At 60.9% G+C, this 24,805-nt stretch carries 21 protein-coding genes; 12 read left to right on the forward strand and 9 right to left on the reverse strand.

The annotated features are described in order from the left end of the window. The first annotated feature begins 40 nt into the window (after positions 1-40). From doeA to MQW23_RS05850, 3 genes are all read left to right on the forward strand, one after another. A complete protein-coding gene (doeA, locus tag MQW23_RS05840) occupies positions 41-1,240 on the forward strand; it encodes an ectoine hydrolase DoeA (protein WP_252106895.1) in 1,200 nt (399 codons plus the stop codon). Between the two features lie 64 nt (positions 1,241-1,304). Next, the gene (doeB, locus tag MQW23_RS05845) at positions 1,305-2,336 is read left to right on the forward strand and encodes a N(2)-acetyl-L-2,4-diaminobutanoate deacetylase DoeB (protein ID WP_252106896.1); all 1,032 of its coding nucleotides are present in this window, start codon (positions 1,305-1,307) and stop codon (positions 2,334-2,336) included. Positions 2,337-2,342: 6 nt separating this feature from the next. Beyond that, complete coding sequence (locus MQW23_RS05850) at positions 2,343-2,819, forward strand: Lrp/AsnC family transcriptional regulator (protein WP_252106897.1); 477 nt, start codon at positions 2,343-2,345, stop codon at positions 2,817-2,819. A 4-nt stretch (positions 2,820-2,823) separates the two neighbouring features. On the opposite strand, the gene MQW23_RS05855 is transcribed toward MQW23_RS05850, so the two are convergent. Continuing rightward, positions 2,824-4,086 carry a GGDEF domain-containing protein gene (locus MQW23_RS05855; RefSeq protein WP_252106898.1) on the reverse strand — a complete coding sequence of 421 codons (1,263 nt, stop codon included), beginning with the start codon at positions 4,084-4,086 and terminating at the stop codon, positions 2,824-2,826. A gap of 246 nt (positions 4,087-4,332) precedes the next feature. Here MQW23_RS05855 and MQW23_RS05860 point away from each other — a divergent pair, with 246 nt between their 5' ends. Then, positions 4,333-5,829, forward strand: a complete 1,497-nt coding sequence (locus MQW23_RS05860) for an NAD-dependent succinate-semialdehyde dehydrogenase (RefSeq protein ID WP_252106899.1) — start codon at positions 4,333-4,335, stop codon at positions 5,827-5,829. 87 nt (positions 5,830-5,916) lie between these two features. After that, entirely contained in the window at positions 5,917-7,350 is a 1,434-nt protein-coding gene (locus MQW23_RS05865; protein WP_252106900.1) for an aspartate aminotransferase family protein, read from the forward strand. A gap of 119 nt (positions 7,351-7,469) precedes the next feature. On the opposite strand, the gene MQW23_RS05870 is transcribed toward MQW23_RS05865, so the two are convergent. After that, a complete protein-coding gene (locus MQW23_RS05870) occupies positions 7,470-8,741 on the reverse strand; it encodes a methyl-accepting chemotaxis protein (protein ID WP_252106901.1) in 1,272 nt (423 codons plus the stop codon). A 240-nt stretch (positions 8,742-8,981) separates the two neighbouring features. Between MQW23_RS05870 and MQW23_RS05875 the strand changes: the two genes are divergently transcribed. From MQW23_RS05875 to MQW23_RS05885, 3 genes are all read left to right on the forward strand, one after another. Continuing rightward, on the forward strand, positions 8,982-9,659 hold the full coding sequence (locus MQW23_RS05875; RefSeq protein WP_252106902.1) for a haloacid dehalogenase type II: 678 nt from the start codon (positions 8,982-8,984) through the stop codon (positions 9,657-9,659). A gap of 82 nt (positions 9,660-9,741) precedes the next feature. Continuing rightward, the gene (locus tag MQW23_RS05880) at positions 9,742-10,791 is read left to right on the forward strand and encodes a CNNM domain-containing protein (protein ID WP_252106903.1); all 1,050 of its coding nucleotides are present in this window, start codon (positions 9,742-9,744) and stop codon (positions 10,789-10,791) included. 127 nt (positions 10,792-10,918) lie between these two features. Next, positions 10,919-11,569, forward strand: coding sequence for a peroxiredoxin (locus MQW23_RS05885; RefSeq protein ID WP_252106904.1), 651 nt, complete (start codon positions 10,919-10,921; stop codon positions 11,567-11,569). Between the two features lie 154 nt (positions 11,570-11,723). Here MQW23_RS05885 and MQW23_RS05890 read toward each other — a convergent pair whose 3' ends face one another. Further along, a complete protein-coding gene (locus MQW23_RS05890) occupies positions 11,724-12,992 on the reverse strand; it encodes a methyl-accepting chemotaxis protein (protein WP_252106905.1) in 1,269 nt (422 codons plus the stop codon). Positions 12,993-13,484: 492 nt separating this feature from the next. Here MQW23_RS05890 and MQW23_RS05895 point away from each other — a divergent pair, with 492 nt between their 5' ends. Beyond that, the gene (locus MQW23_RS05895) at positions 13,485-14,972 is read left to right on the forward strand and encodes a SulP family inorganic anion transporter (protein ID WP_252106906.1); all 1,488 of its coding nucleotides are present in this window, start codon (positions 13,485-13,487) and stop codon (positions 14,970-14,972) included. A gap of 16 nt (positions 14,973-14,988) precedes the next feature. After that, positions 14,989-15,840, forward strand: a complete 852-nt coding sequence (locus tag MQW23_RS05900) for a universal stress protein (protein WP_252106907.1) — start codon at positions 14,989-14,991, stop codon at positions 15,838-15,840. A 35-nt stretch (positions 15,841-15,875) separates the two neighbouring features. Here the strand turns inward: MQW23_RS05900 and MQW23_RS05905 are convergent, their stop codons facing one another. From MQW23_RS05905 to MQW23_RS05915, 3 genes are all read right to left on the reverse strand, one after another. Further along, the gene (locus MQW23_RS05905; RefSeq protein WP_252106908.1) at positions 15,876-16,262 is read right to left on the reverse strand and encodes a fluoride efflux transporter FluC; all 387 of its coding nucleotides are present in this window, start codon (positions 16,260-16,262) and stop codon (positions 15,876-15,878) included. Next, entirely contained in the window at positions 16,259-16,660 is a 402-nt protein-coding gene (locus tag MQW23_RS05910; RefSeq protein WP_252106909.1) for a CrcB family protein, read from the reverse strand. The genes MQW23_RS05905 and MQW23_RS05910 overlap by 4 nt, the downstream gene beginning before the upstream one ends. 94 nt (positions 16,661-16,754) lie before the next feature. Beyond that, a complete protein-coding gene (locus tag MQW23_RS05915; protein ID WP_252106910.1) occupies positions 16,755-18,446 on the reverse strand; it encodes a 2-isopropylmalate synthase in 1,692 nt (563 codons plus the stop codon). A gap of 186 nt (positions 18,447-18,632) precedes the next feature. Between MQW23_RS05915 and MQW23_RS05920 the strand changes: the two genes are divergently transcribed. Further along, positions 18,633-19,124 carry an Lrp/AsnC family transcriptional regulator gene (locus tag MQW23_RS05920; RefSeq protein WP_252106911.1) on the forward strand — a complete coding sequence of 164 codons (492 nt, stop codon included), beginning with the start codon at positions 18,633-18,635 and terminating at the stop codon, positions 19,122-19,124. A 77-nt stretch (positions 19,125-19,201) separates the two neighbouring features. After that, positions 19,202-19,561, forward strand: a complete 360-nt coding sequence (locus MQW23_RS05925; protein ID WP_252106912.1) for a RidA family protein — start codon at positions 19,202-19,204, stop codon at positions 19,559-19,561. A gap of 8 nt (positions 19,562-19,569) precedes the next feature. Here the strand turns inward: MQW23_RS05925 and hexR are convergent, their stop codons facing one another. From hexR to MQW23_RS05940, 3 genes are read right to left on the reverse strand one after another with little or no spacing between them, the layout of a single operon-like run. Beyond that, a complete protein-coding gene (gene hexR / locus MQW23_RS05930) occupies positions 19,570-20,421 on the reverse strand; it encodes a transcriptional regulator HexR (protein ID WP_252106913.1) in 852 nt (283 codons plus the stop codon). Continuing rightward, on the reverse strand, positions 20,373-22,181 hold the full coding sequence (locus MQW23_RS05935) for a GGDEF/EAL domain-containing response regulator (RefSeq protein ID WP_252106914.1): 1,809 nt from the start codon (positions 22,179-22,181) through the stop codon (positions 20,373-20,375). Before MQW23_RS05935 ends, hexR begins: the two co-directional genes overlap by 49 nt. After that, positions 22,178-24,784, reverse strand: a complete 2,607-nt coding sequence (locus MQW23_RS05940; protein ID WP_252106915.1) for an ATP-binding protein — start codon at positions 24,782-24,784, stop codon at positions 22,178-22,180. The genes MQW23_RS05935 and MQW23_RS05940 overlap by 4 nt, the downstream gene beginning before the upstream one ends. Positions 24,785-24,805: the final 21 nt, after the last annotated feature.

Consider the following 24,805-nt stretch of genomic DNA (forward strand, 5'->3'; position numbering starts at 1 on the left):
CAGCAAGCTGGTTTTTTGATTTAAAAGGGCGAGTTGCTCGATGAATGAGGTTTCCCTGCCTTTCACTCGCGAAGAGTACGCCGCGCGCCTTTGGAAGGTGCGCGCTGAAATGGCCGGCCGCGGTATCGATGTACTGATCGTCAGCGACCCCTCCAACATGGCCTGGCTGACCGGCTACGATGGTTGGTCGTTCTACGTGCATCAGTGCGTGCTGGTGGGGCTCGAAGGCGAGCCGGTCTGGTTCGGGCGGCGCATGGACGCCAACGGCGCGCTTCGCACCTGCTGGATTGATCCGGAGAACATCACCTATTACCCCGACTACTATGTGCAAAACCCGGACATGCACCCGATGGAGTATCTGGCGCAGTCGGTGATGCCCGGGCGCGGCTGGCACACCGGTGTGGTCGGCATGGAGATGGACAACTACTACTTCTCCGCCAAGGCCTACCAAAGCCTTTTGCGCGAGCTGCCCCACGCCCGTTTCATGGACGCCAACGCCCTGGTCAACTGGTGCCGGGCGATCAAGTCGCCCCAGGAGATCGAGTACCTGCGGGTGGCCGGGCGCATCGTCGAAGGCATGCACTCGCGCATCATCGAGGTGATCGAGCCGGGCCTGCCCAAAAGCAAGCTGGTCTCGGAGATCTACCGCGTCGGCATCGAAGGCTTCGTCGACGAAAACGGCCGCGTGTTTGGCGGCGACTACCCCGCCATCGTGCCGATGCTGCCCACCGGCAAGGACGCCGCCGCCCCGCACCTGACTTGGGACGACACCCCGTTTCGCGAAGGCGAGGGCACGTTTTTCGAAATCGCCGGGGTATTTAAGCGCTATCACGCGCCGATGTCGCGCACGGTGTTTCTCGGCACGCCGCCCAGAGATTTCATTCGCGCCGAATCCGCGCTGTTGGAAGGCATCGACAACGGCTTGGCCGTGGCCAAACCCGGCAACCGCACCGCGGATATCGCCATGGCCCTGGGCGCGGCGATGGACAAGTACGGTTTTGATCGCGGCGGTGCCCGCTGCGGCTACTCCATCGGGCTCTCCTACCCACCGGATTGGGGTGAGCGCACCATGAGCCTGCGCCCAACCGACGAGACGATTCTGAAGCCCGGCATGGTGTTTCACTTCATGCCCGGGCTCTGGGTGGAAGACTGGGGCCTCGAGATCACCGAAAGTATTCTTATCACCGAAAGCGGCTGCGAGACCCTGGCGAACTTCCCCCGTCAACTGTTTGTGAAGTAGTGAGACGACGATAGACCCCAGGTTCGCCACCGCGCCGACGACGATTCGACAAAAGGACACACGCATGACTCAGCAAGCGAGCACCCGGCGGCCAAGCCCCGTTTCCGCCACCGTGGATTTCGACGCCGACGGTGTCCAACACGGCTTTCTGAAACTGCCGATCTCCACCGATATCTCCGCCTGGGGCGCGGTGATGATTCCCATCACCGTGGTGAAAAACGGCGAGGGCCCTACCGCGCTTTTGACCGGTGGCAACCACGGCGACGAGTACGAAGGTATTACCTCACTTTTGAAGCTGACAAACGCCCTGAAAGCCGAAGAAGTCTCCGGGCGGGTGATCATCGTGCCGTGCATGAATACCCCGGCGGTGATGGCCGGTACGCGCACCTCGCCGATGGATAAAGGCAACCTGAACAGAAGCTTTCCCGGCGACCCGGATGGCGGTGTCACCGCGCAGATCGCCGACTACTTCACCCGAGTGCTGGTGCCGATGAGCGACGTGGTGCTCGATCTACATTCCGGTGGACGCACCCTGGATATCCTGCCGTTTGCCGCCTCCCACGTGCTCGACGACAAGAACCAGCAGCGGGCCGCCCTCGATGGCGCCAAGGCGTTCGGGGCACCCTACGCCATGGTGATGTTCGAGCTCGACGCCGAAAAGCTTTTCGATACCGCCTGCGAGCGTCAGGGCAAGGTGTTCGTGGCCACCGAGCTCGGCGGCGGCGGCACTTCCACCCCGCAGAGCATGGCGATCGCAGAGCGGGGCGTACGTAATTTCCTGATCCACTACGGGCTGGTCGAAGGCGAAGTGGACATGCCGGAAGGCGGCCAGTTCTATCTCGATATGCCGGATGCCCGCTGCTACGTGCAGAGCCAGCACCAGGGCGTGCTGGAGCTGACCGTGGCGCTGGGTGAGGCAGTCCAAAAGGGTCAGACCATCGCCTACGTGTATGACATGACGCGAAGCGGCGCCGAGCCGGTGGCCTACAAGGCCGAGCGTGACGGCGTGCTGATGGCGCGCCGCGCGCCGTCGCTAATCAATATGGGAGATACGCTTGCGGTGATCGCCGATGTTGTCGAGCGGTTGGAGGCGTAGCCCCACGTGCTGAAACTCGACCGCTATGACCTGAAGATTCTCGACATTCTCAGCCGCGATGGGCGCATCACCAAGTCCAAACTGGCCGAGGCGATCAATCTGTCGATCAGCCCCTGCTGGGAGCGGGTCAAGCGGCTCGAGAAGGCCGGCGTCATCGAAGGGTATACCGTCTGCATCAACGCCGAGGCTTTGGTTCCGCGCAACCCGGTGTGGGTGCAGATCGAGCTCAAGGCGCACAACGTGGAGAGCTTTTCGCGCTTCGAGGCGCTGGTACTCGAAACGCCGGAGGTGACCGAGTGCGTGGCGGTCGGCGGCGGCGTGGATTATCTGGTGAAGTTCGAGGCGCGCTCGATCGACAGCTACCAGCGCCAGATGGATCGCTGGCTGGTCTCGGAGGCCGGCATCGAGCGCTATTTCACCTACATCGTGACCAAAACCGTCAAGCGTAAGCCTCTGGCGCTCGAGTTCGACGAGCCGTCATGACACCTTAATGAGCGTGATGAGGGGAAGGCTGGGTCGAATACTCGCGCCGACACACCCGATTGCGCCCTTGCTGCTTGGCATCGTAAAGCGCCTGGTCGGCGCACCGGGTTAGCTCCTTGAGCGTCGTGCCGCTGCCGAGCATCCCGCTGCAAACGCCCACGCTCACGGTCACCTTGTCCGCCGGTACGCCCCGATGGGGAATCCGACGTTCGGCCACGCGCTCGCGAATGTGCTCCGCCACGGCCAGCGCGTTATCGTGCTCGGACGCATCGCCGTAGCGCAGCACCAGAAACTCTTCGCCGCCATAGCGGCACACCACGTCCTTGGGCGCGCAGGCGCTTTTAATGGCATCGGCGACCTCGCGCAGCGCGCTGTCTCCCTCGCCATGGCCGTAATGGTCGTTGTAATCCTTGAAATGATCGACATCGACCACGATCACGGTGGCCTTCTCTAGCGAAGCGCCGCGCTGCGCCAGTTTCTTTTCCTGACGGGCCAGCGCCCGGCGGTTGGCAAGCCCGGTAAGCGGGTCCAGGTGCGAAAGGCGCTCGAGTTCGACGTTACGCTCGGTCAGCTCGCCGCGCAGGCGCTCCACGTGCAGATTCTCCATGTAGAGGCGCAGCGACTCGGAGGAGAAGCGGTAGTTGGCCATCAGCGATAGCACCAACACCGGCACGCCTACGGACAGATTCCGTATAACGTACTGCGTCGTCACTCCTTCCAAAAACCAGACGGTAGAGTAGAGGCACGCAAACACGAACAGCGAGCCGTAAACGCTGTACTCGAACGGTGGAGTAAAGACGATGGTGAGCACGAGAATGAACACCAGCCCGGCATAGAAGTAGTCGAGCACGCTCGGATCGCTGGAGCCAACGATCACCAGACACCAGGCGACGCACCCAAGGCAGGCCTGGCAAGTGCCCGCAAGCTCTTTTAGCCGAATCGAGCCCGGCCGGTCGTAGTAGAGCATTAGCGCGACGGTGGTTGGGCCCACCAGCAGTCCGCGGAGCAATATCGAGCGCCAGGTGACATCGGTGAGTAGGTAGATATCGACCAGCGTGTAGGAGAAGTAGAAAAACGCGAGCCAAACCGTGACCAGCTTGAGCGAGCGAAGGCGCTCATCATGTCGGTAATTGTCGTAGTGATCACGGACCGTCAGGTCGCCGGCGCGCTGCGAAAGCGCCTTGTAATAGGAAGTGAGTCGATACACGAAATCGGCCTCTGCAATGCCAAGCACGGGGTCGATGTGTCTCTCAAACGGTGCCGGCATGAAAAAGATCATTTAAGTTGCATGAGTTTACTCCACAAATGTTAACAAGTGCCTTATTTGCACAAGCGAACCAAAAAAAAACGTCATTGAAGCGCGGGCCACCAAAAAAATCGCAAGCTCGGCCGCGCTTTTCAAAAACACTTCGGGTAAATCCTCGCGTAGCGTAGAGCCATAACGTCAGTGCCACCGGCGCTTATCGCTTTTTGCACGTCTTCGTCGCTTGTTGACGAAGGCCAGGGAGGTTTTATGACCACGCACGCCGCGACACTTTCCAATCGCCTGGATGACCCGCGCCTGTTTCGCCAGTACGCCTACGTGAACGGCAAGTGGACCCACGGCGAGGGCGGGCGCGAAGAAGGCGTTGTCGATCCTGCCACTGGTGAGACGATTGGCCATATTCCGCTGCTCGAGACCAGCCAAATCACCGCCGCTGTCGACGCCGCCGAGGCCGCCTTCAGCCAGTGGCGGCTGCTGCGCGCTGACGAGCGCTGCGAGCGCCTTCTCGCCTGGTACGATCTGATTCAGGCCCATCGGGAGGATCTGGCTCGCATCATGACCCTGGAGCAGGGCAAGCCGCTGCCGGACGCTCGAGGCGAAGTGGAGTACGGCGCCAGCTTCGTGCGCTGGTTTGCCGAGGAGGGCAAGCGCACCTATGGCGAAACCATCCCCAGCCACATTCCGAACGCCTCACTTGGTACCATCAAGGAGCCGGTCGGAATCGCGGCAATGATCACGCCCTGGAACTTCCCGCTGGCGATGATCACCCGCAAGGCGGCCGCCGCCTTGGCTGCGGGCTGCCCGGTGATCGTCAAGCCCGCCAATGAAACGCCGTTTTCCGCGCTGGCGCTGGCCGAGCTTGCCGAGCGCGCGGGCATTCCGGCGGGCATCTTCAACGTGGTGCTGGGCGAGCCCGCCGAGGTGTCGAAGATTTTGTGTCGCGAGCCGCGCATCCGGGCGCTGTCGTTTACCGGCTCCACCCGCGTCGGGCGGCTTTTAATCGAGCAAAGCGCCGATACCGTCAAGCGCCTGTCGCTGGAGCTGGGCGGCAACGCCCCGTTCATCGTCGGCCCGGATATGGACCCGCGTGAAGCCGCACTCGCCGCGGTGGCGGCGAAGTTTCAGACCGCCGGGCAGGACTGTCTCGCCGCCAACCGAATTCTGGTGCACGCCTCGATCCACGACGAGTTCGTGGCGCACTTTACCGAGCGCATGGCCGCGCTCACCGTGGGCAACGGCTTCAAGAGTGAGGTGGATCTGGGCCCGCTAATTCACCGCCAGGCGGTGGAGAAGGCCGCCGCGATCGTCGACGACGCCCTTTCAAAAGGGGCGACGCTGATCGCCGGCGACCAGCAAAAGGCGCCGGGCGAGAACTTCTTCATGCCGACGCTGCTAACCAATGTAACGCCCAAAATGAAGGTGTGGCGCGAGGAGAACTTCGCCCCGGTAGCCGGTATTACCGCGTTCGAAAGCGACGACGAGGTGATCAACCTGGCCAACGACACCGAGTATGGCTTGGCCGCCTACGTCTATACCCACGACATCCGTCGCATCTGGAAACTTTTGCGGGCGCTGGAGTACGGCATGGTCAGCGTCAACTCGGTTAAAATGACCGGTCCGCCGGTACCCTTCGGCGGCGTCAAGCAGTCCGGCCTTGGCCGCGAAGGCGGCGCCACCGGCATCGACGAGTATCTGGAAACCAAGTACTACTGCCTGGGCGCATTGGGCTCCGTCTCGGGCAGCTAAGCGAATCGACAACATAACGTCGTTTTTATCAAGAATTTATCAGGCCCCGCTCGACGTCGCGCGGGGCGCACGTCAAAAAGGCAGCGTATGAGTCAGCATCAAGCGTTAATCGACCGCGACCGCAAGGTCACCTTTCACGCCTCGACCCACCTCAAGGACTTCGCCCACGGCGACGCGCCGGGGCGCGTGATCACCGGCGGTAAAGGCATCAACATCGTCGACAAGGACGGCCGCGAGTTCATCGACGGCTTCGCCGGTCTATATTGCGTGAACATCGGCTACGGGCGCACCGAAATCGCCGAGGCGATCTACAAGCAGGCGCTCGAGCTCTCCTACTACCATACCTACGTGGGCCACTCCAACGAGCCGCAGATAGAGCTTTCCGAGCGTATCGTCAAGGCCGCTGGCATGAACATGTCGAAGGTCTACTACGGCATGTCAGGCTCGGATGCCAACGAAACCCAGCTCAAGATCGTACGCTACTACAACAATGTGCTGGGTCGCCCGCAGAAGAAGAAGGTGATCTCGCGGATGCGTGGCTATCACGGCTCCGGCATTGCCTCTGGCTCGCTCACCGGGCTCAAGGCGTTTCACGATCATTTCGATTTGCCGATCGACACCATTCGCCATACCGAAGCGCCGCATTACTACCTGCGCGCTGCCGAGCAGCACGGCATGACCGAGCGTGAGTTTTCGGCGTTTTGTGCCGAAAAGCTCGAGACGATGATTCTGGAAGAGGGCCCGGACACCGTGGCCGCGTTCATCGGCGAGCCGGTACTTGGCACCGGCGGCATCGTGCCGCCGCCGGAAGGCTACTGGGAAGCGATTCAGGCGGTTTTGAACAAGTACGACGTGCTGTTGATCGCCGACGAAGTGGTCTGCGGGTTCGGCCGCACCGGGGCGGCCTTTGGCAGCCACTATTACGATATCAAACCGGATCTCGTCACCATTGCCAAGGGGCTCACCAGCGCCTATCAGCCGCTTTCCGGGGTGATCGTCGGTGACAAAGTATGGAAAGTGCTCGAAGCCGGCACCGGTGAGTTCGGTCCGATCGGCCACGGCTGGACCTACTCTGGCCACGCGCTGGGCTGCGCGGCGGGGCTTGCCAACTTGGACATCATCGAGCGGGAGAACCTGGTCGGCAACGCCGCGGAAACCGGCGCCTACTTCCAGAGCCAGCTGAAGGCGACCTTCGAGGGTCACCCGCTTTTGGGCGATGTGCGCGGTGTGGGCCTGATGGCGGCGCTGGAGTTCTCGCCGGATGCGAAACAGCGCCTGCACTTCGACCCGGCGCTGAAGGTCGGCCCGCGGGTCGCCGCGGCCGCGCTTGAGGAGAACCTGATCGCCCGCGCCATGCCCCAGGGCGATATCCTCGGCTTCGCGCCGCCCTTGACCATCAATCGTGCTGAGGTGGACGAAGTGATCGGCCGCGCTAGGCGCGCCGTCGACCGCGTCACCGACGAGCTGACCCGCTCAGGGGATCTCAAGACCGGCGATCAGGAAGCCGCCTTCACGATTTGAGGCACTAGTTGCTCGAGCGCCACGCCCGCGTTGGCGCTCGAGTAGGGGCATTCAAGGATAACTGTTGGGAGGCATCCATAGCGGCGCCGACGTTATAGCGTCCAATGAGTCTTGAGTGCTTAATGAGGCTTGTGGGAAAGTCTGTCGATGGAGGCGGAAACGTTACGGGCGCCTTTGAGTATTTCATCGACGATGGTTTCTATCTCGGTGACGCTTTGCTGACTGGAAGCCCCCTGCGAAATCACTTCCTGCATGGCGACGGTGGTCCGGGTCACGAGCTCGTTGTTGTTCTTGAGCACTTCGGTGATTTCGCTGACCGCTTTGCTTGAGCCCTGGGCCAAACGGCGAACCTCGTTGGCGACGACGGCGAAGCCTCGTCCTTGCTCGCCGGCGCGCGCCGCTTCCACGGCGGCGTTGAGCGACAGCAGATTGGTCTGATTGGCAATTTTGGAAATCGATTCGGTGATGCCGTTGATGCTTTTGGCCTGCTCGTTTAACGCGCCTATCAGCTGTTGAGCCTCGTTCATGGTCTGCGCCACGCGCTGGGCATCCTGCATCACCTGATGCAGATGATTGAGACCACTCTGGGCGATCTGCTCGGTTTGCGTGGAGGTGCTCTGGGCGGACTCGACGGCTCTGATGGCCGCAAAGGATTCTTCCATCGAGCGGGTGATGTCGGTGGCGAACTTAACGACCTTGATGACGTGTCCTTGGGTATCGCGAACGGGGTTGTAAGTCGCTTCGAGCCAGACGCTATCGCCACTAGCGTTCAGGCGTTCGAACTTGCCGGAGCGAAATTCGCCCTGCGCCAGCCGTTGCCAAAAGTTCGGGTTATCGGCGTAAAAACTCTCTTTACAGAACATCCTGTGTTGGGCGCCTTTGATCTGATCAAGGCGATAGCCCATGGTCTGCTGAAAATTTTCATTGGCGTCGACGATCTCGCCCTGGGGGGTGAACTCGATGACCGCCATTGAACTGTTGAGCGCCTCGAGTACCGCGCTGCGGCTCTCGGAGCGCTGGTGGTTACGGGTGACATCGTTGGCGATCTTTAGAATGGCGGTTACCTTGCCGCGCCGGTTCTCGATCGGAATATAGGTAGCCTCCAGCCAGACATCGCCCCCGTCTGCATCAAGGCGGTGAAACGTACCTTGCTGGCTGATACCGCTTGCCAGATCGCGCCAGAACTTCGTATAGGCTGGCGACTGGGTCAAGCTGGACGGGCAGAAAATCCGGTGATGTTTGCCTTTAACCTGCTCAAGGCTCGAGTAACCCATGGCTGCCAGAAATTGCGGGCTTGCCTCCTCTATCTCGCCGGAAGGCGAGAAGAGAATGCAGGCGGTATGGCGCATGAGCGCATAGTGCTGCGTATCGAACCATTGGAGGTTGAGCATGCTGTTTTCCCTTGATCGCGTTCTATCGTCAAGACTTTGATTCAATATGATTGTCTTGCCTGCCTATATCGGCCGCATCATGAGAATCTTGAGAATGGGAGTGTGCGTCTTGAGTGTTTGGACACAGCGATGACGTGGCATTTGCATCATCGGCGAGCTGACCCGCCGCGGCGTTTTTGTTTTGCGCCGGGCAGGCTACGCTAAGAGCACCCCCTTTGATTTTTGAAAACGAGGTGCACGATGCAACCGGTTTTAGCCTTCGACGTCTACGGCACGCTAATCGACACTCAGGGCGTTACCGAGGAGCTCGAGCGGCGTCTGGCGGACGGCTCGCGAGCGCAGGAGTTTGCAAGGCGCTGGCGCGAAAAGCAGCTCGAGTACAGCTTTCGCTTCGGTCTGATGGGCGCCTACGTGGCGTTCGGGGAGTGTACTCGAAGTGCGCTGATTTTCACCGACCGGGCGCTGCAGACCGGGCTTTCCGACAACGACTGTGATCACCTGATGACGCTTTACGGGGAGCTTCCCGCTTTTGATGACGTGCGTCCGGCGCTGGCCGGGCTCAAGGAGGCCGGCTTTCGCTGCGTGGCGTTCTCCAACGGCACCGAAGAAGCGGTAGCGGGGCTTTTGGGCCGGGCCGGCGTCTCGGCCTACATCGACGACTGGGTCAGCGTCGATGCCATCAAGCGCTTCAAGCCTGACCCGGCGGTCTACGCCTATCTTCGCAGCCGGCTGGATGTGCGCCCCGAGCACACCTGGCTCGTGTCGAGCAACGCGTTTGACGTGATCGGCGCCAAGCACGCCGGGCTCAAAAGTGCTTGGGTGCGCCGTCGAAGCGATGCCCCCTTCGACCCTTGGGGAATCGAGCCGGACATGACCGTCACTGACCTCGAGTCGTTTTCGGAACGCATCATGGGGTAGGGCGCCCATGGGCGCGGTGCTTCATTGACAAGCCCGCGCCGCGCTCCTATAAACACGTTATATCCCTCACCGCCAAGCGCTCATGCTCCTGCTCATCGTTACCGCGACGTTTGCCATCTTTTTCTCGTTTCTTTGCTCCATTCTCGAAGCCGCGCTGTTGTCGATTACGCCAAGCTATATTGCCCGGCTGAAAAACGAAAATCCGCGCCTGCACGCCTCGTTAAACGCCCTTAAGACCAATATCGACCGGCCGCTGGCGGCGATTCTCACGCTCAATACCATCGCCCATACGGTAGGGGCGACGGCGGTGGGAGCTCAGGCGGCGGTCGTGTTCGGCGAGGCCTCGATTGCGATCGTCTCGGCGGTAATGACGCTATTGATTCTGGTGCTGTCCGAAATCATTCCCAAGACGATCGGCGCGACCTACTGGCGGGCGCTGTCGCCGCTTTTGCCGCGCTTGCTCAAGCCGATGATCCTGGTGCTGTTGCCGTTCATCTGGCTTTCCGAGCAGATCACGCGCCGGCTGGGAAGCGCCGAGCACGACGTCGACCTGCGCGAGGAGATCAAAGCGCTGGCGCGGGTCGGGCTCGAGGAGAAGGTGCTGGACGACGACGAGTCGCGCACTATCGTCAACATGCTCAACCTGCACGAGATCGCCGTGTCCCGGGCGATGACGCCGCGCACGGTATGCGTGACGGTCACTCCCAACATGACCGTGGCCGAATTCGACGGCCAGCACGGCAAGGCATCGTTCACCCGCTTTCCGGTTATGGACAGTGCCGAGCAGCCCTTTGGCTACGTTCACAAGGCCGATATCTATCACGCCGACGACGACAAGAGCATGCGCGAGCTGATGCACTCGATCGGCCGGGTGGATGTCGATCACCACGTCGAGCAGGTTTTCGTGTCCATGCTCAAGGATCATCTGCACATGCGCGTGGTATACGACGAGCACGGCACGTTCGTAGGGCTGATTACGCTCGAGGACATTCTCGAAACCATTCTGGGTCAGGACATCGTCGATGAAACCGATAGCGTGACGAACCTGCGCCATCACGCTAGGCAGCGCTGGCTCTCTCGGGTCAAGCGTGGTCGCGAGCCGGTCGATCCGGTTGCGGCGCACAAGGAGTAAGCGCAAGCGGACGGAAATGGTGGAACACAGGGGCGTTAGGCAGTGTCTTAAAACCAAACGTTCTATAGAGAATTGATAGAGCGTGGTTTAAGGTATTAAAAGTTCGATCACCCGCAAAGGAGGCACCATGTCACTACGTATCAACGCCGTCGTTCCGGATTTTGACGCCGAGACCAGCCAGGGCGCCATCCGCTTTCACGACTGGATCGGCGATAGCTGGGCGATTCTGTTTTCACACCCAAAGGATTTCACCCCGGTGTGCACGACCGAGTTTGGCGCGGTTGCCAGGCTCAACGACGAGTGGAAAAAGCGCGGCACTAAAGTGATCGGTGTCTCCGTGGATGGCGTCGAGGATCACAAGCGCTGGGCGGGAGATATCGAAACCTACAGTGGCAGCTCAGTCGGCTTTCCGATCATCGCCGACGAAGGTCTGGAAGTCTCCAAGCTTTTCGACATGCTGCCGGAAGACGCCTACCTGCCGGATGGCCGCACGCCGGCCGACAGCGCCACGGTGCGTTCGGTGTTCATCATCGGCCCGGACAAAAAGCTCAAGCTGTCGATGACCTACCCGATGTCCGTAGGGCGTAACTTCGCAGAGATCCTGCGGGCGCTCGATGCGCTGCAGGCCACCGAAAAGCACGGTGTTGCAACGCCAGCGGATTGGACCGTGGGTCAGGATGTGATTATCCCGCCGAGCGTGTCCAATGACGATGCCAAAGAGAAATTCGGCGAGTTCGACGCGGTGCTGCCTTACCTGCGTAAAACGCGCCTTAAGTGATGTGATTCAGGCGCTTGCTATAGAGCGTCGAACAAGCGCGTCGAACAAGAGTGTAAGATGGGAAGGTGAAGAGGGCGGCCGCTGGCCGCCTTTTTCGTCAATGGCGTTTACCGCGCGACGCTGGCCCTCTTTATATCCAGCCGGCCGGCATTTATTACACCGACTGAAGCGTCAACTGTTCGACGGAGTCCGATACGCCGCGCGCGCCGGCCAAAATCTCGTTGACGATAGTTTCGATCTCTCTCACGCTCGCTTGGCTGGTTTTGCCCTGTTCGACCACTTGGGAGACGGCGAGGCTCGTGCGCTCGACCAGCTCGCTGTTTTCTCTCAGCACGCGGGTAATCTCGTCGACCGCTTCGCTGGAGCCCTTGGCCAGTTGGCGCACCTCGTTGGCGACCACGGCGAAACCGCGCCCCCGTTCCCCCGCCCGCGCCGCTTCGACGGCCGCGTTCAGCGAGAGAAGATTGGTCTGATTGGCGATTTTGGCGATCGAGGCGGTGATCTTGTTGATCGTTTGCGCCTGCTTGTTGAGCGCGGTCATGAGCTGCTGGGCGTCGGCCAGGGTCTGGGCCGCTTGGCGTGACTCCTCGATCACTCGGTGCAGATGCGTCAGGCCGTTTTGAGCGATCTGCTCGGTCTGGCTGGAGGTACTTTGGGCGTTCAACACCGCACGGCGGGCGGCTTCGCCTTCCTTGACGGCTCGCGTGATGTCGGTGGCGAATTTGACGACCTTCACGACGTTATTGTGGCTGTCATAAACCGGGTTGTAGGTGGCTTCAAGCCATACGCTTTGGCCGTGGCTGTCGATGCGCTCGAACTTGCCCTGCTTGAACTGGCCGCTGGCGAGCTGTGCCCAGAAGGCCGGTAGCTGAGAGATAAAATCCGGCGTACAGAAAATGCGGTGGTGCTGGCCCTTGAGCTGCTCATTTTTATAGCCCATGACGCGCTCGAAGTTGGCGTTGGCGTTCAAAATGGTGCCGTCGGGAGCGAACTCGATGACCGCCATGGAGCTATCGAGCGCGCGGAGCACGGCGCCATGGCTTTGAGCGGATTGATGGCGTGTAGAGATATCGCTGGAAATCTTGACGATCTTTTCCACCTTGCCGCGACGATTTCTCACCGGCAGGTAGATCGCTTCCAGCCAGATGTCCTCGCCGGCGGCGCTGATACGTCGGAAACTGCCCTGCTGCGGCTCACCGTTGGCGAGCGCGCTCCAGAAACGCTGGTAGTTCGCCGAGGAGGTTTCCTCCACCGGGCAAAAAATGCTGTGGTGCTGGCCGACGATATCGTCCAGCTGATAGCCAATCTTTTGCAAAAAGATGGGGCTTGCCCCTTGGATGATGCCGTCGGGCGAGAATTGAATGCTGGCGGTGTGTTCCTGAAGCGCCAAGGGTAAGGCGTCGTGCTTAATGAAGGTGAGCATGGGCGTTCTCAGTGGGTGAGGCTTGTACTGTGTTAATTCTTTGCTTCTATTTTTGTACAAATTATGTATTAGTTTTTTGCTTTTTCAAGCGTTGTTTGTCATGCGTTTTGATTAAAATAAGCTCGCCTCATTTTTTTGCGTACTAATACGTTGCAAACAATTGTGTCCTGCCCATTTAACGATTGAGACGCGCTATCAAGTGCGATAAACGCGCGCTAAAATTGCGCTATCGATGAACTTGACTTGGGTGGCATTCGAGAGCGTGCTTGCTATAATCGCGCTCTCTTAAAAGCCGCTTCATACGGCTTTTGCCTCGATCACACTCGCAAGGCAGCGGTCATTCATGCTCCTCACCTCTCTCTGGACGATGCTTCCACCCTAGCGCTGTGCCCTCACTCTGCGGCTTTTCGCCGCTATCCTCGCACCCGTTGCGCGCGTTTTTGCGCGGCTGGGGGTGTATGAAAGATCGATCAACGTTTTACGGGATATGGCATGGCGCTTTTCAACAAGTACGAATGGTTCTCCAACATCAAGGGCGATACGCTTTCAGGCATCGTGGTGGCGCTTGCGCTGATTCCCGAAGCGATCGCCTTCTCGATCATCGCCGGCGTCGATCCCAAGGTCGGGCTCTACGCTTCGTTTTGTATCGCGGTGATCATTGCTTTTACCGGCGGGCGGCCGGGCATGATTTCGGCGGCCACCGGCGCCATGGCGCTGTTGATGGTGACGCTGGTGCGCGAGCACGGCCTCGAGTATCTGCTGGCGGCCACGCTTTTGACCGGCGTTTTGCAGATCGCGGCGGGCTATTTGAAGCTCGCCGAGCTGATGCGTTTCGTTTCGCGCTCGGTAGTGACGGGCTTCGTCAACGCGCTGGCGATTCTGATCTTCATGGCGCAGCTGCCGGAGCTCACCGACGTGACCTGGCACGTCTACGCCATGACGGCGGCGGGTCTTGGCATCATTTATCTCTTTCCCTATCTGCCGGTGATCGGCAAATCGCTGCCATCGCCGCTGGTCTGCATCGTGGTGCTGACCATTGTCTATCTGGTCAGCGGCATCGACATTCGAACGGTAGGGGACATGGGCGAGCTGCCCGATACGCTGCCGGTGTTTTTATGGCCTGACGTGCCGTTGAATCTCGATACGCTCGCGATCATCTTCCCTTACGCCGTGATGATGGCCGTCGTGGGGCTTTTGGAGTCGATGATGACCGCGACCATCGTCGATGACCTGACCGACACGCCCAGCGACAAGAACCGCGAGTGCAAGGGCCAGGGCACGGCGAACATCGGCGCGGGCCTTTTGGGCGGCATGGCGGGCTGCGCGATGATTGGTCAGTCGGTGATCAACATCAAATCCGGCGGGCGCACGCGGCTCTCCACGCTGATTGCCGGGGTCGTGCTGTTGATCATGGTGGTGTTTTTATCCGATTGGGTATCGCAGATTCCCATGGCGGCGCTGGTCGCGGTGATGATCATGGTCTCCATCGGCACCTTTAGCTGGGCCTCGATCCGCGATCTGAAAAAACACCCCATGAGCACCAATATCGTCATGCTGGCCACCGTGGCGGTCACCGTGGGCACCCACAACCTGGCGCTTGGCGTGTTCGTCGGCGTGCTGCTGGCGGCGCTGTTCTTTGCCAACAAGGTGGGCAATATCATGGCCGTGTCGAGCGCCAAGACCCATGAAGGAGCGCGAGAGTATCGCGTCATCGGCCAGGTGTTTTTCGCCTCGTCGCAGCGCTTTATCGCCGCCTTCGATATCAAGGAGAGTCTCGATCACGTCGTCATCGACTTATCGCGCGCCCATTTTTGGGATATAACCGCGGTACAGGCGCTTGATCGGGTCGTGATCAAGTTTCGTCGCGAAGGGGCGAGGGTGGAGCTCAAGGGGCTCTCCGAGGCAAGCGCGACCGTGGTCGACCGCTACGCCGTTCATGACGACCCGGAAGCGGTCGAAAAACTGATGGGCGACCACTAAGCAAAAGGAGAAAGTCATGACCGAGCACGTATTTGCCGCCATCGACGACTCGCGGTTTGCCCAGAGCGTGAGCGAGTACGGTGCCTGGGCGAGCCTTGCGCTAAAGGCACCGCTGAGTCTTTTGCACGTGATCGACAATCACTCCGGCGTGCCCGGCGAGCAGGACCTTTCCGGCAACCTGTCGCTGGGCTCTCAGGATCAGCTGATGGAAACGCTCTCGAGCTTCGATGAGCGGCGCGCGCAGGAAAACCGCAAGCTCAGCAAGGCGCTATTGGAACAGGCCGGCGCGTGGGCGAAAGCGCAGGGCGCCCAGGCCAATGCGCGCCAGCTCAACGGCACCTTCGTCGAAACGCTTTTGGAGCTCGAAAGCAAAACGCGGCTTCTGGTGCTGGGCAAGCAGGGCGCTACTCACAGCCGATTAGAGGAGCTTGGCGAGCATATCGAGGCGCTGGTTCGCCGTATCCATCGCCCGGTGCTGATCGTGCCGCCCACGTTTACGCCGCCCAGGCGCGTGTTGATTGCTTTCGATGGAAGCCAGACGGCGCGCAAGGGGGTCGAAATGCTGGCACGTTCGCCGCTCTTTAGCGGCGCCGAGTGCCACGTTTTGATCGTGGGCGCGGCGACCGGCGAGCACACCAGCGAGCTCGCCTGGGCGCTCGAGACGCTCACCGCCGGTGAGCACCAGGCGAAAGGCGCGATTCGCGCCGGCGATATCGACCAGACGCTCGAGAGCTACATGGCCGAGCACGCCATCGACCTTTTAGTGATGGGCGCGTTTGGCCATTCACGGCTCAAGCACCTGCTGATGGGCAGCACCACGACGAAAATGCTGCGCCGTGCCAACACGCCGGTACTGGTGCTGCGCTAGTCCTGTGTATTGGCTCTGTGCGATAGATTTGTGTATTAACCCTGCGCGTTGGCCAGCCGCTGGCCAAGCCAGACACCCATCAGCCAAAGCGCCACGCTTATTAGGGCGTAGGCGCCGGCAAGCCCGCCGTGACGCTGGAGAAGCGTGAGAAGCTCGAGGCTGAAAAGCGAGAAGGTAGTGAACCCGGCGCAAAAGCCGGTCACCCAGAACGGCTGCCAGCGCGCCCAGCCACTGTTAGGTGGTTGCGCCATTCGGGTCGAGAGCCAGCCGATCAGCGCCGAGCCCAGTGCGTTGACCAGAAGCGTCCCCCAAGGCAGAGCGTTGCCCAGACCGGCCAGCGCCAGTAGCGACACCGCGTAGCGGCACACGCTGCCAAGCGCGGTCCCAGCGCCGACCGCCAGGTACGCCGCTATTCCCTTCATAACGCCCCCCCCGTCAGGTGCCATCCCAGCGCGGCGAGTGCCGTACCCGCGGCGAGCGTGCCCGCCAGATACACAATCGCCTCACGTAGCTTTCGGTCTTGCCAGAGGGTGAGCGTTTGCAGCGAGAGCGAAGAGACCGTGGTGTAGCCGCCGAGCAGCCCGCCGATTAGCAAAAGCCCGATCGGGGAGTTCGACAGCGGCGCGAAACCGTAATGGCCCAGCAGCGCCCCGGCGGCCAAGGCGCCGCTTGAATTGATCGCCAGCGTTCCCCAGGGAAATTCCGTTGCCAGATGCCGGGCGGCCAGCCGTGTAACGGCCAAACGGCTCATGCCGCCGAACCCGGCGCCAAGGGCCAAAAGCGCGATATTGATGACTGTTTGGAGGACCCCGTGACCCATCGGTACCTTTCACCTTGTTTGACCATCGCGGGGAGTATAACAGGCCCGCTGGGCGGGCCTTGAGGATTAGGCGAGGCGGGAAGAGCGCGACACCTTAGGCGGTCGCGTTTTCGCTGCGTGTTAGCGTGTCCTGGCTTGCCTGAGTCTGGGCGGCGTTGATGCCCGACAGCAGCGCCTTGAGCGAGGCGCTCACCGTGTCGCTGTCCTCGGCGACCGCGCAGATACGCTGGCCGTCGACGTTGAGCTGCACAAACGCAATGGCATTGGCTTCGCTGTCGCCGCCCAGCGAGTGCTCGCTGTAGTCGACGATCGCCACGTGGCTACCGGTGTGCTGGCGCCAAGCGTCGGTAAAGGCGGACATGGCGCCGTTGCCGGTGCCTTTTAAGCGCAGCGTATCGTCGCCTTGCGTCAGCGTGACCTCGATGCCTTCGTTTTGACCCTTCGAGAGGCGGTAGTCGGCCAGCGCCAGCGGCGCCTGATGGCTAAAGTGATCGAACATCACCTGGCGGACCATTTCGCTTGAAAGCTCGCTGGCGCGCTTCTCGCTTTCCTGCTGCACGTAGGGCGCAAGCGCCAGCATCATCCAGCGCGGCAGGTTGATGCCGTAGTCGCGCTCAAGCAAAAACGCCATGCCGCCCTTGCCGGACTGGCTGTTGACACGAATCACCGCCTGGTAGTCGCGGCCGATATCGCGCGGGTCGATCGGCAGGTACGCCACCTGCCAGGGCTCGTCGTCCTTCTGGTGCTTGAGCGATTTGCGAATCGCATCCTGATGGCTTCCCGAAAACGCCGTGTAGACCATCTCGCCGACCCAGGGGTGGCGCGGGTGCATGGTGATGCCGGTGCACTCCTGCACCACCTGCACGATTTCGTCCGGATTGGACAAATCGAGTTCGGGGTCGATGCCCTGGCTGTATAGGTTCATGGCCAGCGTGACGATGTCCATGTTGCCGGTGCGCTCGCCGTTGCCTAAGAGCGTCCCCTCGACCCGGTCGGCGCCGGCCAGCAGCGCAAGCTCGGCGGAAGCCACCGCGCCGCCGCGGTCGTTATGCGTGTGCACCGAGATGATCACGCTATCGCGGCGGCTAATGTGCTGGCAGAAGTACTCGATCTGGTCGGCGTGGTGATGAGGGCCGGCGACTTCCACGGTGGTTGGCAGGTTCAGGATACAGGGGGTTTCCGGAGTCGGTTGCCATACGTCCATGACCGCCTCGCAGATCGACAGCGAGAAGTCGATTTCGGTGCTCGAGAAGCTCTCCGGGGTGTACTCAAAGCGCCACTCGACGTCCGGGTACTTGTCGGCGTAGGTTTTGACCCAGGTCGCGCCCTGCACGGCGATATCGGTAATGCCGCCACGATCCATCTCGAAGACGCGCTCGCGCTGCACGGTGGAGGTGGAGTTATAAAGGTGGATGATCGCCCGATTGACGCCGACCAGTGACTCGAAGGTCTTCTCGATCAGGTGCTCGCGGCACTGCACCAGCACTGCGATGGTCACGTCTTCGGGAATTTGATTCTCGTCGATCAGCCAGCGCACGAAGTCATAGTCGGGTTGGCTTGCCGAGGGAAACCCGACCATCACTTCCTTGATGCCCACCTTAACGATCTGGTGCCAAAAGCGTTTTTTCTGCTCGACGGTCATCGGCTCCAGCAGCGCCTGGTTGCCGTCGCGCAGATCTTCGCTCACCCAGATCGGGGCGCGGTCGAGATCCTTGTCCGGCCAGGTACGGTTGAACGCGGGAACGCGGGGAGCGGGGCGGTACTTGCGATGATCGAAGGCAGACATAAAAAGGCTTCCTGACGTTAATGGGACGTTGAGACGTATTGTCGGCTTTTTGAGCGCGTCTCGTCATCTGACGGTAGCACCAGTATACCCATGGATCGCCAGAAGATTATTGCTAATACTCGAATCTTGCGGCAATAATTGGCAGAAACTATCGTTAAAATATGAAATTTTGGCAGGAGGTAGCCGATGCTGCCCGTTCCGCTGGAACTCGATCGCTATGATCGCCACATTCTCGATGTGCTGCAGGAAGACGGGCGCATCAGCAATCAGCTGCTCGCCGAGCGCATTGGGCTCTCGCCGTCGCCGTGTCTTCGCCGGGTGCGCGCGCTCGAGGAGCACGGCCTGATCGCGGGCTACCGCGCCGAGGTCGACGCGCGCCAGCTCGGCTTCGATTTGACGGTGCTTCTGCATATCGCCATGGATCAGCACACGCAGGAGCGTTTTGATAACTTCGAGCGCCAGGTGCGCGAGATTCCCAACGTCATCGAGTGTCTGATCATCACCGGCCAGGCGGCGGACTTTCAGCTCAAGATCCTGATTCGCGATATGGACGAGTATCAGCACCTGCTGCTGCACGTCATCAACCGTATCGAAGGTGTCACCGGCGCGCACACGAGCTTCGTGCTGCGCCGGGTCTTCGAGCATCGCCCCATGCCTACGCGCCGTCAGGCGCTTTAAGGCACCCTTTTCAATGCTCTTTTTTAATACTCTTTTTTTAATCCTTCTTTAATACGCTTATACAACGAGGAGAACGCATGTCCATCCAGCGTCACGACACTAAAGCGCGCATGAGTCGCGCCGTCATTCATCAGGGCGTGGCCTACCTGTGTGGCCAGGTTGCCGGGGTCGATGCGCGCCACGGCGATATCACCGAGCAGACGAAGAGCATGCTGGCGCGCGTCGACGCGCTGCTCGAGGAGATCGGCTCCAGCCGTGAGCAGCTGTTGAGCGCCACGGTTTACCTCAAGGAGGGCGGCGACGTCGCGGCGATGAACGCGGTGTGGGATGCCTGGGTGCCGGAAGGCTATGCGCCGGCGCGCACCTGCGTCTGCGCGCCGCTGCCCGCCGAGGAGCTCAAGGTCGAAATCACCGTGACGGCCGCCGTGAGCCAGTAGCGGGGCGGCTACTCCAGCGGAAAGCGCGTCTCGCGCAGGCTCTCCTTGATCTTTTTGAGATGTGGCAGGAAATCCTCGCCGCGGCGCAGCGTCACGCCGGTGGCCAGCGCATCGATCAGCGTGAGCTGGATGACCCGCGAGGTCATCGGCATGTAGTGGTCGGTGTCCTCGGGGGTAGCAACGTCAAGCGTTGCCGTACACTCTTTTGCCAGCGGCGAATCCGGCGCGGTAATGCCCAGCACCACCGCGCCGGCGGCGCGCCCGAGTCTGGCGATATCGACGAGCTCTCGGGTACGCCCGGTATAGGAGATGATCACGATCACATCCCCGGTGTGGCAGGCCGCGGCCACCATCCGCTGCATCAGCACGTCGATATAGGCCATGACCGGCAGGTTGAAGCGAAAGAACTTGTGCTGCGCGTCCTGGGCGACCGCGCCGGAGGCGCCAAGGCCAAAAAAGTGGATGTGCTTGGCCTGGGTCAGGTAGTCGACCATGCGCTCGATCGCGGCCATGTCAACCTGGCGTTCGGCCTCCTTGAGCGCGGCGATGGTAGCGCCAAAGATCTTCGGCGTGTACTGGGTGGCGTTGTCACCGGGCTCGACCGCGCGGGTCACGTAGGGCGTGCCGCCGGCCAGGCTCTGGGCTAGCTTGATCTTGAAGTCCGGATAGCCCTTGGCACCGAAGTTACGGCAAAACCGGTTCACCGTCGGCTCGCTGACCCCTGCGGCCTGGGCCAAGCTTGCGATGCTCAAACTCGTGGCGGCCACCGGGTCGTCCATGATGACGTTGGCCACCTTGAACTCCGAGCGATTTAGATCGTTGAGCCGTTCGCGCAGGCGGTCGAGCAGGTCGTGGGCCATGTGGGTTCCAGAGCGTTCGTCGAAGGGTGGGCGTCTGCCCACTGCGCGCACCAGTCGAAGAACTCATCGGCGGGCAGGGGGCGGGCATAATAATACCCTTGCGCCGCCTCACAACCAATGGAGCGCAGGTAATCCGCTTGGGGTTTGGTTTCGATGCCTTCGGCGACCACGTCGCACCCCACCGCGTGGGCCAGCCGCGTGATCGCCAGCGCAAGGTGCCGGTCGACCTCCATGTCCTCGAGATCCATGACGAAGGCGCGGTCGATCTTCAGCGTCGAGAAGGGTAGCGTTTTGATATAGGCAAGCGACGAGTGGCCGGTGCCGAAGTCGTCGATGGCCACGGCGATATTGAACTGGGCGAGCTTGGCAAGCTGCAGGCGGGCGTTGTGCATGTCGCTCAAAAGCCCGGATTCGGTGACCTCCAGCGAGAGAAAGTCCGTCGGTACCTCGTAGGTTTCGAGCGTTTTCAACAGTGTGTCGGCGAAGTCGCGCCGGGCGAGCTGACGGGCTGCGACGTTGACCGCGATATGAAAGTGATCGTTCAAAAGCCCCTGGTGGCGCCAGGCCACGATATGGCGAAGCGCCTCTTCGATGACCCATTCGCCGATGGCGAGAATATCGCCGCTGGCCTCGGCCAGCGGAATGAACTCCGCCGGCGAGACGCGTCCAAGCGCTGGATGGTCCCAGCGAATCAGCGCCTCGGCGCCGATCACGCGGTTGTCCGACAGCGAGATCTTGGGCTGAAAGGCCAAGCTGATCTCACCGCGCTCGGTGGCGCCACGAATCGACTGCTGCAGGCGCAGCCGCTGACGCTGAAGGGTTTCGAGCTCTTCGTTATAGCTTTGCACGCGCACGGGGGCGTTTTTGTGTGGCAGCGCCAGCGCCGCCATGTGCACCAGCCGCTCCGGATCAAAACCCTGATCGGCCCTGCTGACACCGATTCTGGCCCCAAGCGGTAGCAGCAGATCCTCCAGCGCCTGATCCTGGTTGAAGCACTCCAGTAGCCCAATGGCAAGGCCGGTCAGCCGCTCGTGGCTCGTCTCGGGCAGGATGACCAGAAGCTCGCTGCCGCCCCAGATACCGAGGGTGGCATCGCTTTGCAACTGGCCCTGAAGCTGTTGGCTAACGTGGAGCAGTAGCTTGTCGGCGATGGCGTAGCCGTGAAGGCGCACGACATCGTCGAGCTGGTCGATGGCGATGAACAAAAGTCCGGTCGGCGCCTTATCGCGGGCGGCGCGCTCGAGCACATGGGTCATCGCCCGCCGGTTGGGCAGTCGGGTGATGGTGTCCGTGCGCAACTGCTGATCCAGCGCCTGAGAATGCTCGTCGGCCAGGCGTTTGAAGCTTTGCGCCTGACGGGTGCGTCGCTGATAGCGCTGCTCGACCTCCAGCGTATTGCGAATACGCTGGAGTACATCGACGTGCTTGAACGGCTTGGTGATGAAATCTCTAACGCCCAGGGCCAGCGCGCGGTGGCGCGTATCGTCATCGATTTGTGCGGTGAGCACGATGATGGGAGGTGCCGCCTCGCCACAATGTGCCTTGAGCGCTTCAGTCACCGCGTAGCCGTCCAGGTGCGGCATGCGAATATCGAGCAAAACCAGATCAGGGCAGTGGCGTTGGCAGTAGCCGAGTACCTCGCGGGAATCGCTCAGGCCGTGTACGTTGTCGTAGCCGTGCTCCTCGAGTAGGTCGGTCAGCAGCTCGACATTGATGGCGTTGTCATCCACGACCAACAGGTGCTTTTGGGCCAGTTTCATAGATCACTCCCAGAGGCTGGGTGAAGATGCTCATCGAGCGCCTTCGTGAGTTTATCGATGTCTAAAGGCTTGGTGAGATACTCGTCGAACCCGGCGGCGAGCCCTTTTTCGACGTCCTCTGGCGTGGCGTTGGCGGAAAGCGCCACCACGCCCATGGCGTCGAGCGCCGAGTTTTGGCGCAGCGTCTTGAGCGCCTGATAGCCGTTAAGCCCGGGCAAGTTGATGTCCAAAATCATCAGGTCGAAACGGCTGTGGCGCAGTATCTCCAGCGCAAGCTCGGCGCTGCCCACCACCTCCAGATCCACCGTATCCATCTCTTCGAGAATATCCTGAATCAGACGCTGGTTGGTCGAGTTGTCCTCGACATACAGAATGCGACGTTGAGCAACGTTTGCGCGGTGGTTGAACGGCGCGTCGCTTTCAGGGTCGGTTTCAACCCTCTCGTCGGTCAGTGGAAGCGTGAACCAGAATGTGGCGCCTTGGCCGGGGGCGCTCTCGACGCCCACTTTGCCGTGCATGCGATGCACCAGCTCCCGGGTGATGGCAAGCCCGATGCCGGTGCCCTCGATGGCGCCGTACTCCGCATCCAGTCGATTGAACGGCTCGAACAGCTCGCTTTGGCGCTCCTTGGCGATACCGGCGCCGGTATCGCGCACGCTGATTTTGAGCGCATTGGCCTGGGCGGCGGCGCGTATCTCGATGAGACCGCGTTCGCAGTTGTACTTGATGGCGTTGGAGAGCAGGTTTAAAAGCACCTGTTTGGTGCGGGTGTAGTCCGCCTGTACCCGCCAGCCCGCCGCCAGCGGCGCGCGCTCTAGCGTGATGCCCGCCGCTTCGATGTTGGCCTCGAGGGTTGCACAGGCGTCGTCGAGCACCGCGCTCACCGAGATCGGCTCCAGCGATAGCGCCAAATGTCCGGATTCGATCCGCGCGAGATCGAGAATTTCGTTGATCAGGCCCAACAGGTGCTGACCGCTTTTTTCGATCTGCTGCACCTGTCGCTGTTGCTTGTCGCTGAGCGGGTCCCGGCGGCCCTTGTCCAGCAGTTGCGCGAAGCCGATGATCGCGTTCAAGGGGGTGCGCAGCTCATGGCTCATCGATGAGAGAAATTCGCTCTTGGCCTGGTTGGCCTCTTCGGCCTGATCGCGGGCCACGGCCAGCGCCTGAAGCACGTGCTCGCGCTCGGCCATCTGCCGGTAGAGGTTGATTAAAAGCGCGCAGGTGTCGGTAAAGGGTTGAAGCCAGTCGATTAGTGCCTGGTTGAGCGGCTGCTGGCTGTTGGCGATCGCGTACATGCCGATGACCTGATCGCCGCTGAGAATTGGTACGCCCATGTAGTTATCGAGCCGAGGATGGCCCGCAGGAAAGCCGCCTCGACTCTTGTGCCCATAAACATCCTCGGTAATCACTACCTCGCCATGGGCAAAGACGCGACCGAGCAGCGTGTCGGCATTGGTCAGCGTCATGTCGCCGCTTCGCAGCCGCTCCATCAGCTTGTGGGAGGTTTCGCTCCAGGAAAGGTCGGTGATGGCGTGAATCTTGAGCGCGTTGGTCGTGTCGGTGGGCAGCACTTCGCCGATCAGCGCGTAATCGCTGTCGGTCAGCTCTCTTAGCGCTTCCATCAAAAATACCCAGAGCCGCTGGCCGGACATCAGCGCCTGGTAGTCGGTGATCCCTTGGTGAAGCACCTTTAAAAGGCCCTGCTCCTTAAGAATGCGCTGATTGGCGGCGTAGACGCTACTCAGGTCGGTCATGACGGCCAGAAACTCGACGACGTTGTGTTGGGCGTCGTGAATGGCGTTGAGCGTCATGTGAACCGGCACGCGGTGGCCATCGCGGTGAAGCGCTTCCATTTCGCGACCAATGCCGATCACCGTCTGCGCTTCGCCAGCCAGGTAGTTTTTAATGGCGCGGTGATGCTCAGCGGCAATCTCTGGCGGCGTCAGCATGTCGATGCTTTGATTCAAAACGTCATCCGCCTTGAGGCCCAGTAGATTCAGTGCCGACGGGTTGATGGCGCTAATGTACCCATCGCGGCCGATACGGACCTTGGCCACTGCGCTTTTGCTGAACAGCGCCTCGAAGCGTTCGGCATCGCGGAAAAGCATGGCCTCTCGCTTATGACGGTGGAAAAGGTCCTCGACCTGAGCGGCGAGATTGGCTAAAAGCCGCCGCTCTCGATCGCTAAAGTACCGCGGGGTCTGATCGATGAGGCACAGCGTACCCATGGCAAGGCCATCGGTTGGGCGTAACGGGTGGCCGGCGTAAAAGCGAATATGGGGGGCACCTAGCACCAATGGATTGTCCAGGAAACGCAAGTCCTTGAGCGTGTCCTCGATGACCAGTGTGTCGTTTTTATAAACGGCATGCGCGCAGAACGAGTGTTCCCGCGGGGTTTGCTGGATCTCCAGACCGGTGTGTGACTTGAACCACTGTCGGTTTTGGTCCACAAGCGTAATCAGGGCAATGGGGACATCGAAAATATCGCAGGCAAGCTCGGTCAAGCGGTCGAGGACGTCGTCCGGCGGAGTGTCCAGAATCTCCAGGTGGTGCAGGGCCGCTAGTCGCTGGGGTTCGTTTTTGGGTATCTCGGCGGCTTGCATAATCTTTCCAGGAGTGGGCTA

The organism is Halomonas sp. S3-1-1 (assembly GCF_023757625.1).
In the GTDB taxonomy this organism is placed as follows: Bacteria; Pseudomonadota; Gammaproteobacteria; order Pseudomonadales; family Halomonadaceae; genus Vreelandella.

What these genes read in the sequence shown, in the direction of transcription:
- doeA (WP_252106895.1), top strand. Translation starts at nt 41, where the DNA reads ATGAATGAGGTTTCCCTGCCTTTCACTCGCGAAGAGTACGCCGCGCGC.
- doeB (WP_252106896.1), top strand. Translation starts at nt 1,305, where the DNA reads ATGACTCAGCAAGCGAGCACCCGGCGGCCAAGCCCCGTTTCCGCCACC.
- MQW23_RS05855 (WP_252106898.1), bottom strand. Translation starts at nt 4,086, where the DNA reads ATGCCGGCACCGTTTGAGAGACACATCGACCCCGTGCTTGGCATTGCA.
- MQW23_RS05860 (WP_252106899.1), top strand. Translation starts at nt 4,333, where the DNA reads ATGACCACGCACGCCGCGACACTTTCCAATCGCCTGGATGACCCGCGC.
- MQW23_RS05865 (WP_252106900.1), top strand. Translation starts at nt 5,917, where the DNA reads ATGAGTCAGCATCAAGCGTTAATCGACCGCGACCGCAAGGTCACCTTT.
- MQW23_RS05870 (WP_252106901.1), bottom strand. Translation starts at nt 8,741, where the DNA reads ATGCTCAACCTCCAATGGTTCGATACGCAGCACTATGCGCTCATGCGC.
- MQW23_RS05875 (WP_252106902.1), top strand. Translation starts at nt 8,982, where the DNA reads ATGCAACCGGTTTTAGCCTTCGACGTCTACGGCACGCTAATCGACACT.
- MQW23_RS05880 (WP_252106903.1), top strand. Translation starts at nt 9,742, where the DNA reads ATGCTCCTGCTCATCGTTACCGCGACGTTTGCCATCTTTTTCTCGTTT.
- MQW23_RS05885 (WP_252106904.1), top strand. Translation starts at nt 10,919, where the DNA reads ATGTCACTACGTATCAACGCCGTCGTTCCGGATTTTGACGCCGAGACC.
- MQW23_RS05890 (WP_252106905.1), bottom strand. Translation starts at nt 12,992, where the DNA reads ATGCTCACCTTCATTAAGCACGACGCCTTACCCTTGGCGCTTCAGGAA.
- MQW23_RS05895 (WP_252106906.1), top strand. Translation starts at nt 13,485, where the DNA reads ATGGCGCTTTTCAACAAGTACGAATGGTTCTCCAACATCAAGGGCGAT.
- MQW23_RS05900 (WP_252106907.1), top strand. Translation starts at nt 14,989, where the DNA reads ATGACCGAGCACGTATTTGCCGCCATCGACGACTCGCGGTTTGCCCAG.
- MQW23_RS05905 (WP_252106908.1), bottom strand. Translation starts at nt 16,262, where the DNA reads ATGAAGGGAATAGCGGCGTACCTGGCGGTCGGCGCTGGGACCGCGCTT.
- MQW23_RS05910 (WP_252106909.1), bottom strand. Translation starts at nt 16,660, where the DNA reads ATGGGTCACGGGGTCCTCCAAACAGTCATCAATATCGCGCTTTTGGCC.
- MQW23_RS05915 (WP_252106910.1), bottom strand. Translation starts at nt 18,446, where the DNA reads ATGTCTGCCTTCGATCATCGCAAGTACCGCCCCGCTCCCCGCGTTCCC.
- MQW23_RS05920 (WP_252106911.1), top strand. Translation starts at nt 18,633, where the DNA reads ATGCTGCCCGTTCCGCTGGAACTCGATCGCTATGATCGCCACATTCTC.
- MQW23_RS05925 (WP_252106912.1), top strand. Translation starts at nt 19,202, where the DNA reads ATGTCCATCCAGCGTCACGACACTAAAGCGCGCATGAGTCGCGCCGTC.
- hexR (WP_252106913.1), bottom strand. Translation starts at nt 20,421, where the DNA reads ATGGCCCACGACCTGCTCGACCGCCTGCGCGAACGGCTCAACGATCTA.
- MQW23_RS05935 (WP_252106914.1), bottom strand. Translation starts at nt 22,181, where the DNA reads ATGAAACTGGCCCAAAAGCACCTGTTGGTCGTGGATGACAACGCCATC.
- MQW23_RS05940 (WP_252106915.1), bottom strand. Translation starts at nt 24,784, where the DNA reads ATGCAAGCCGCCGAGATACCCAAAAACGAACCCCAGCGACTAGCGGCC.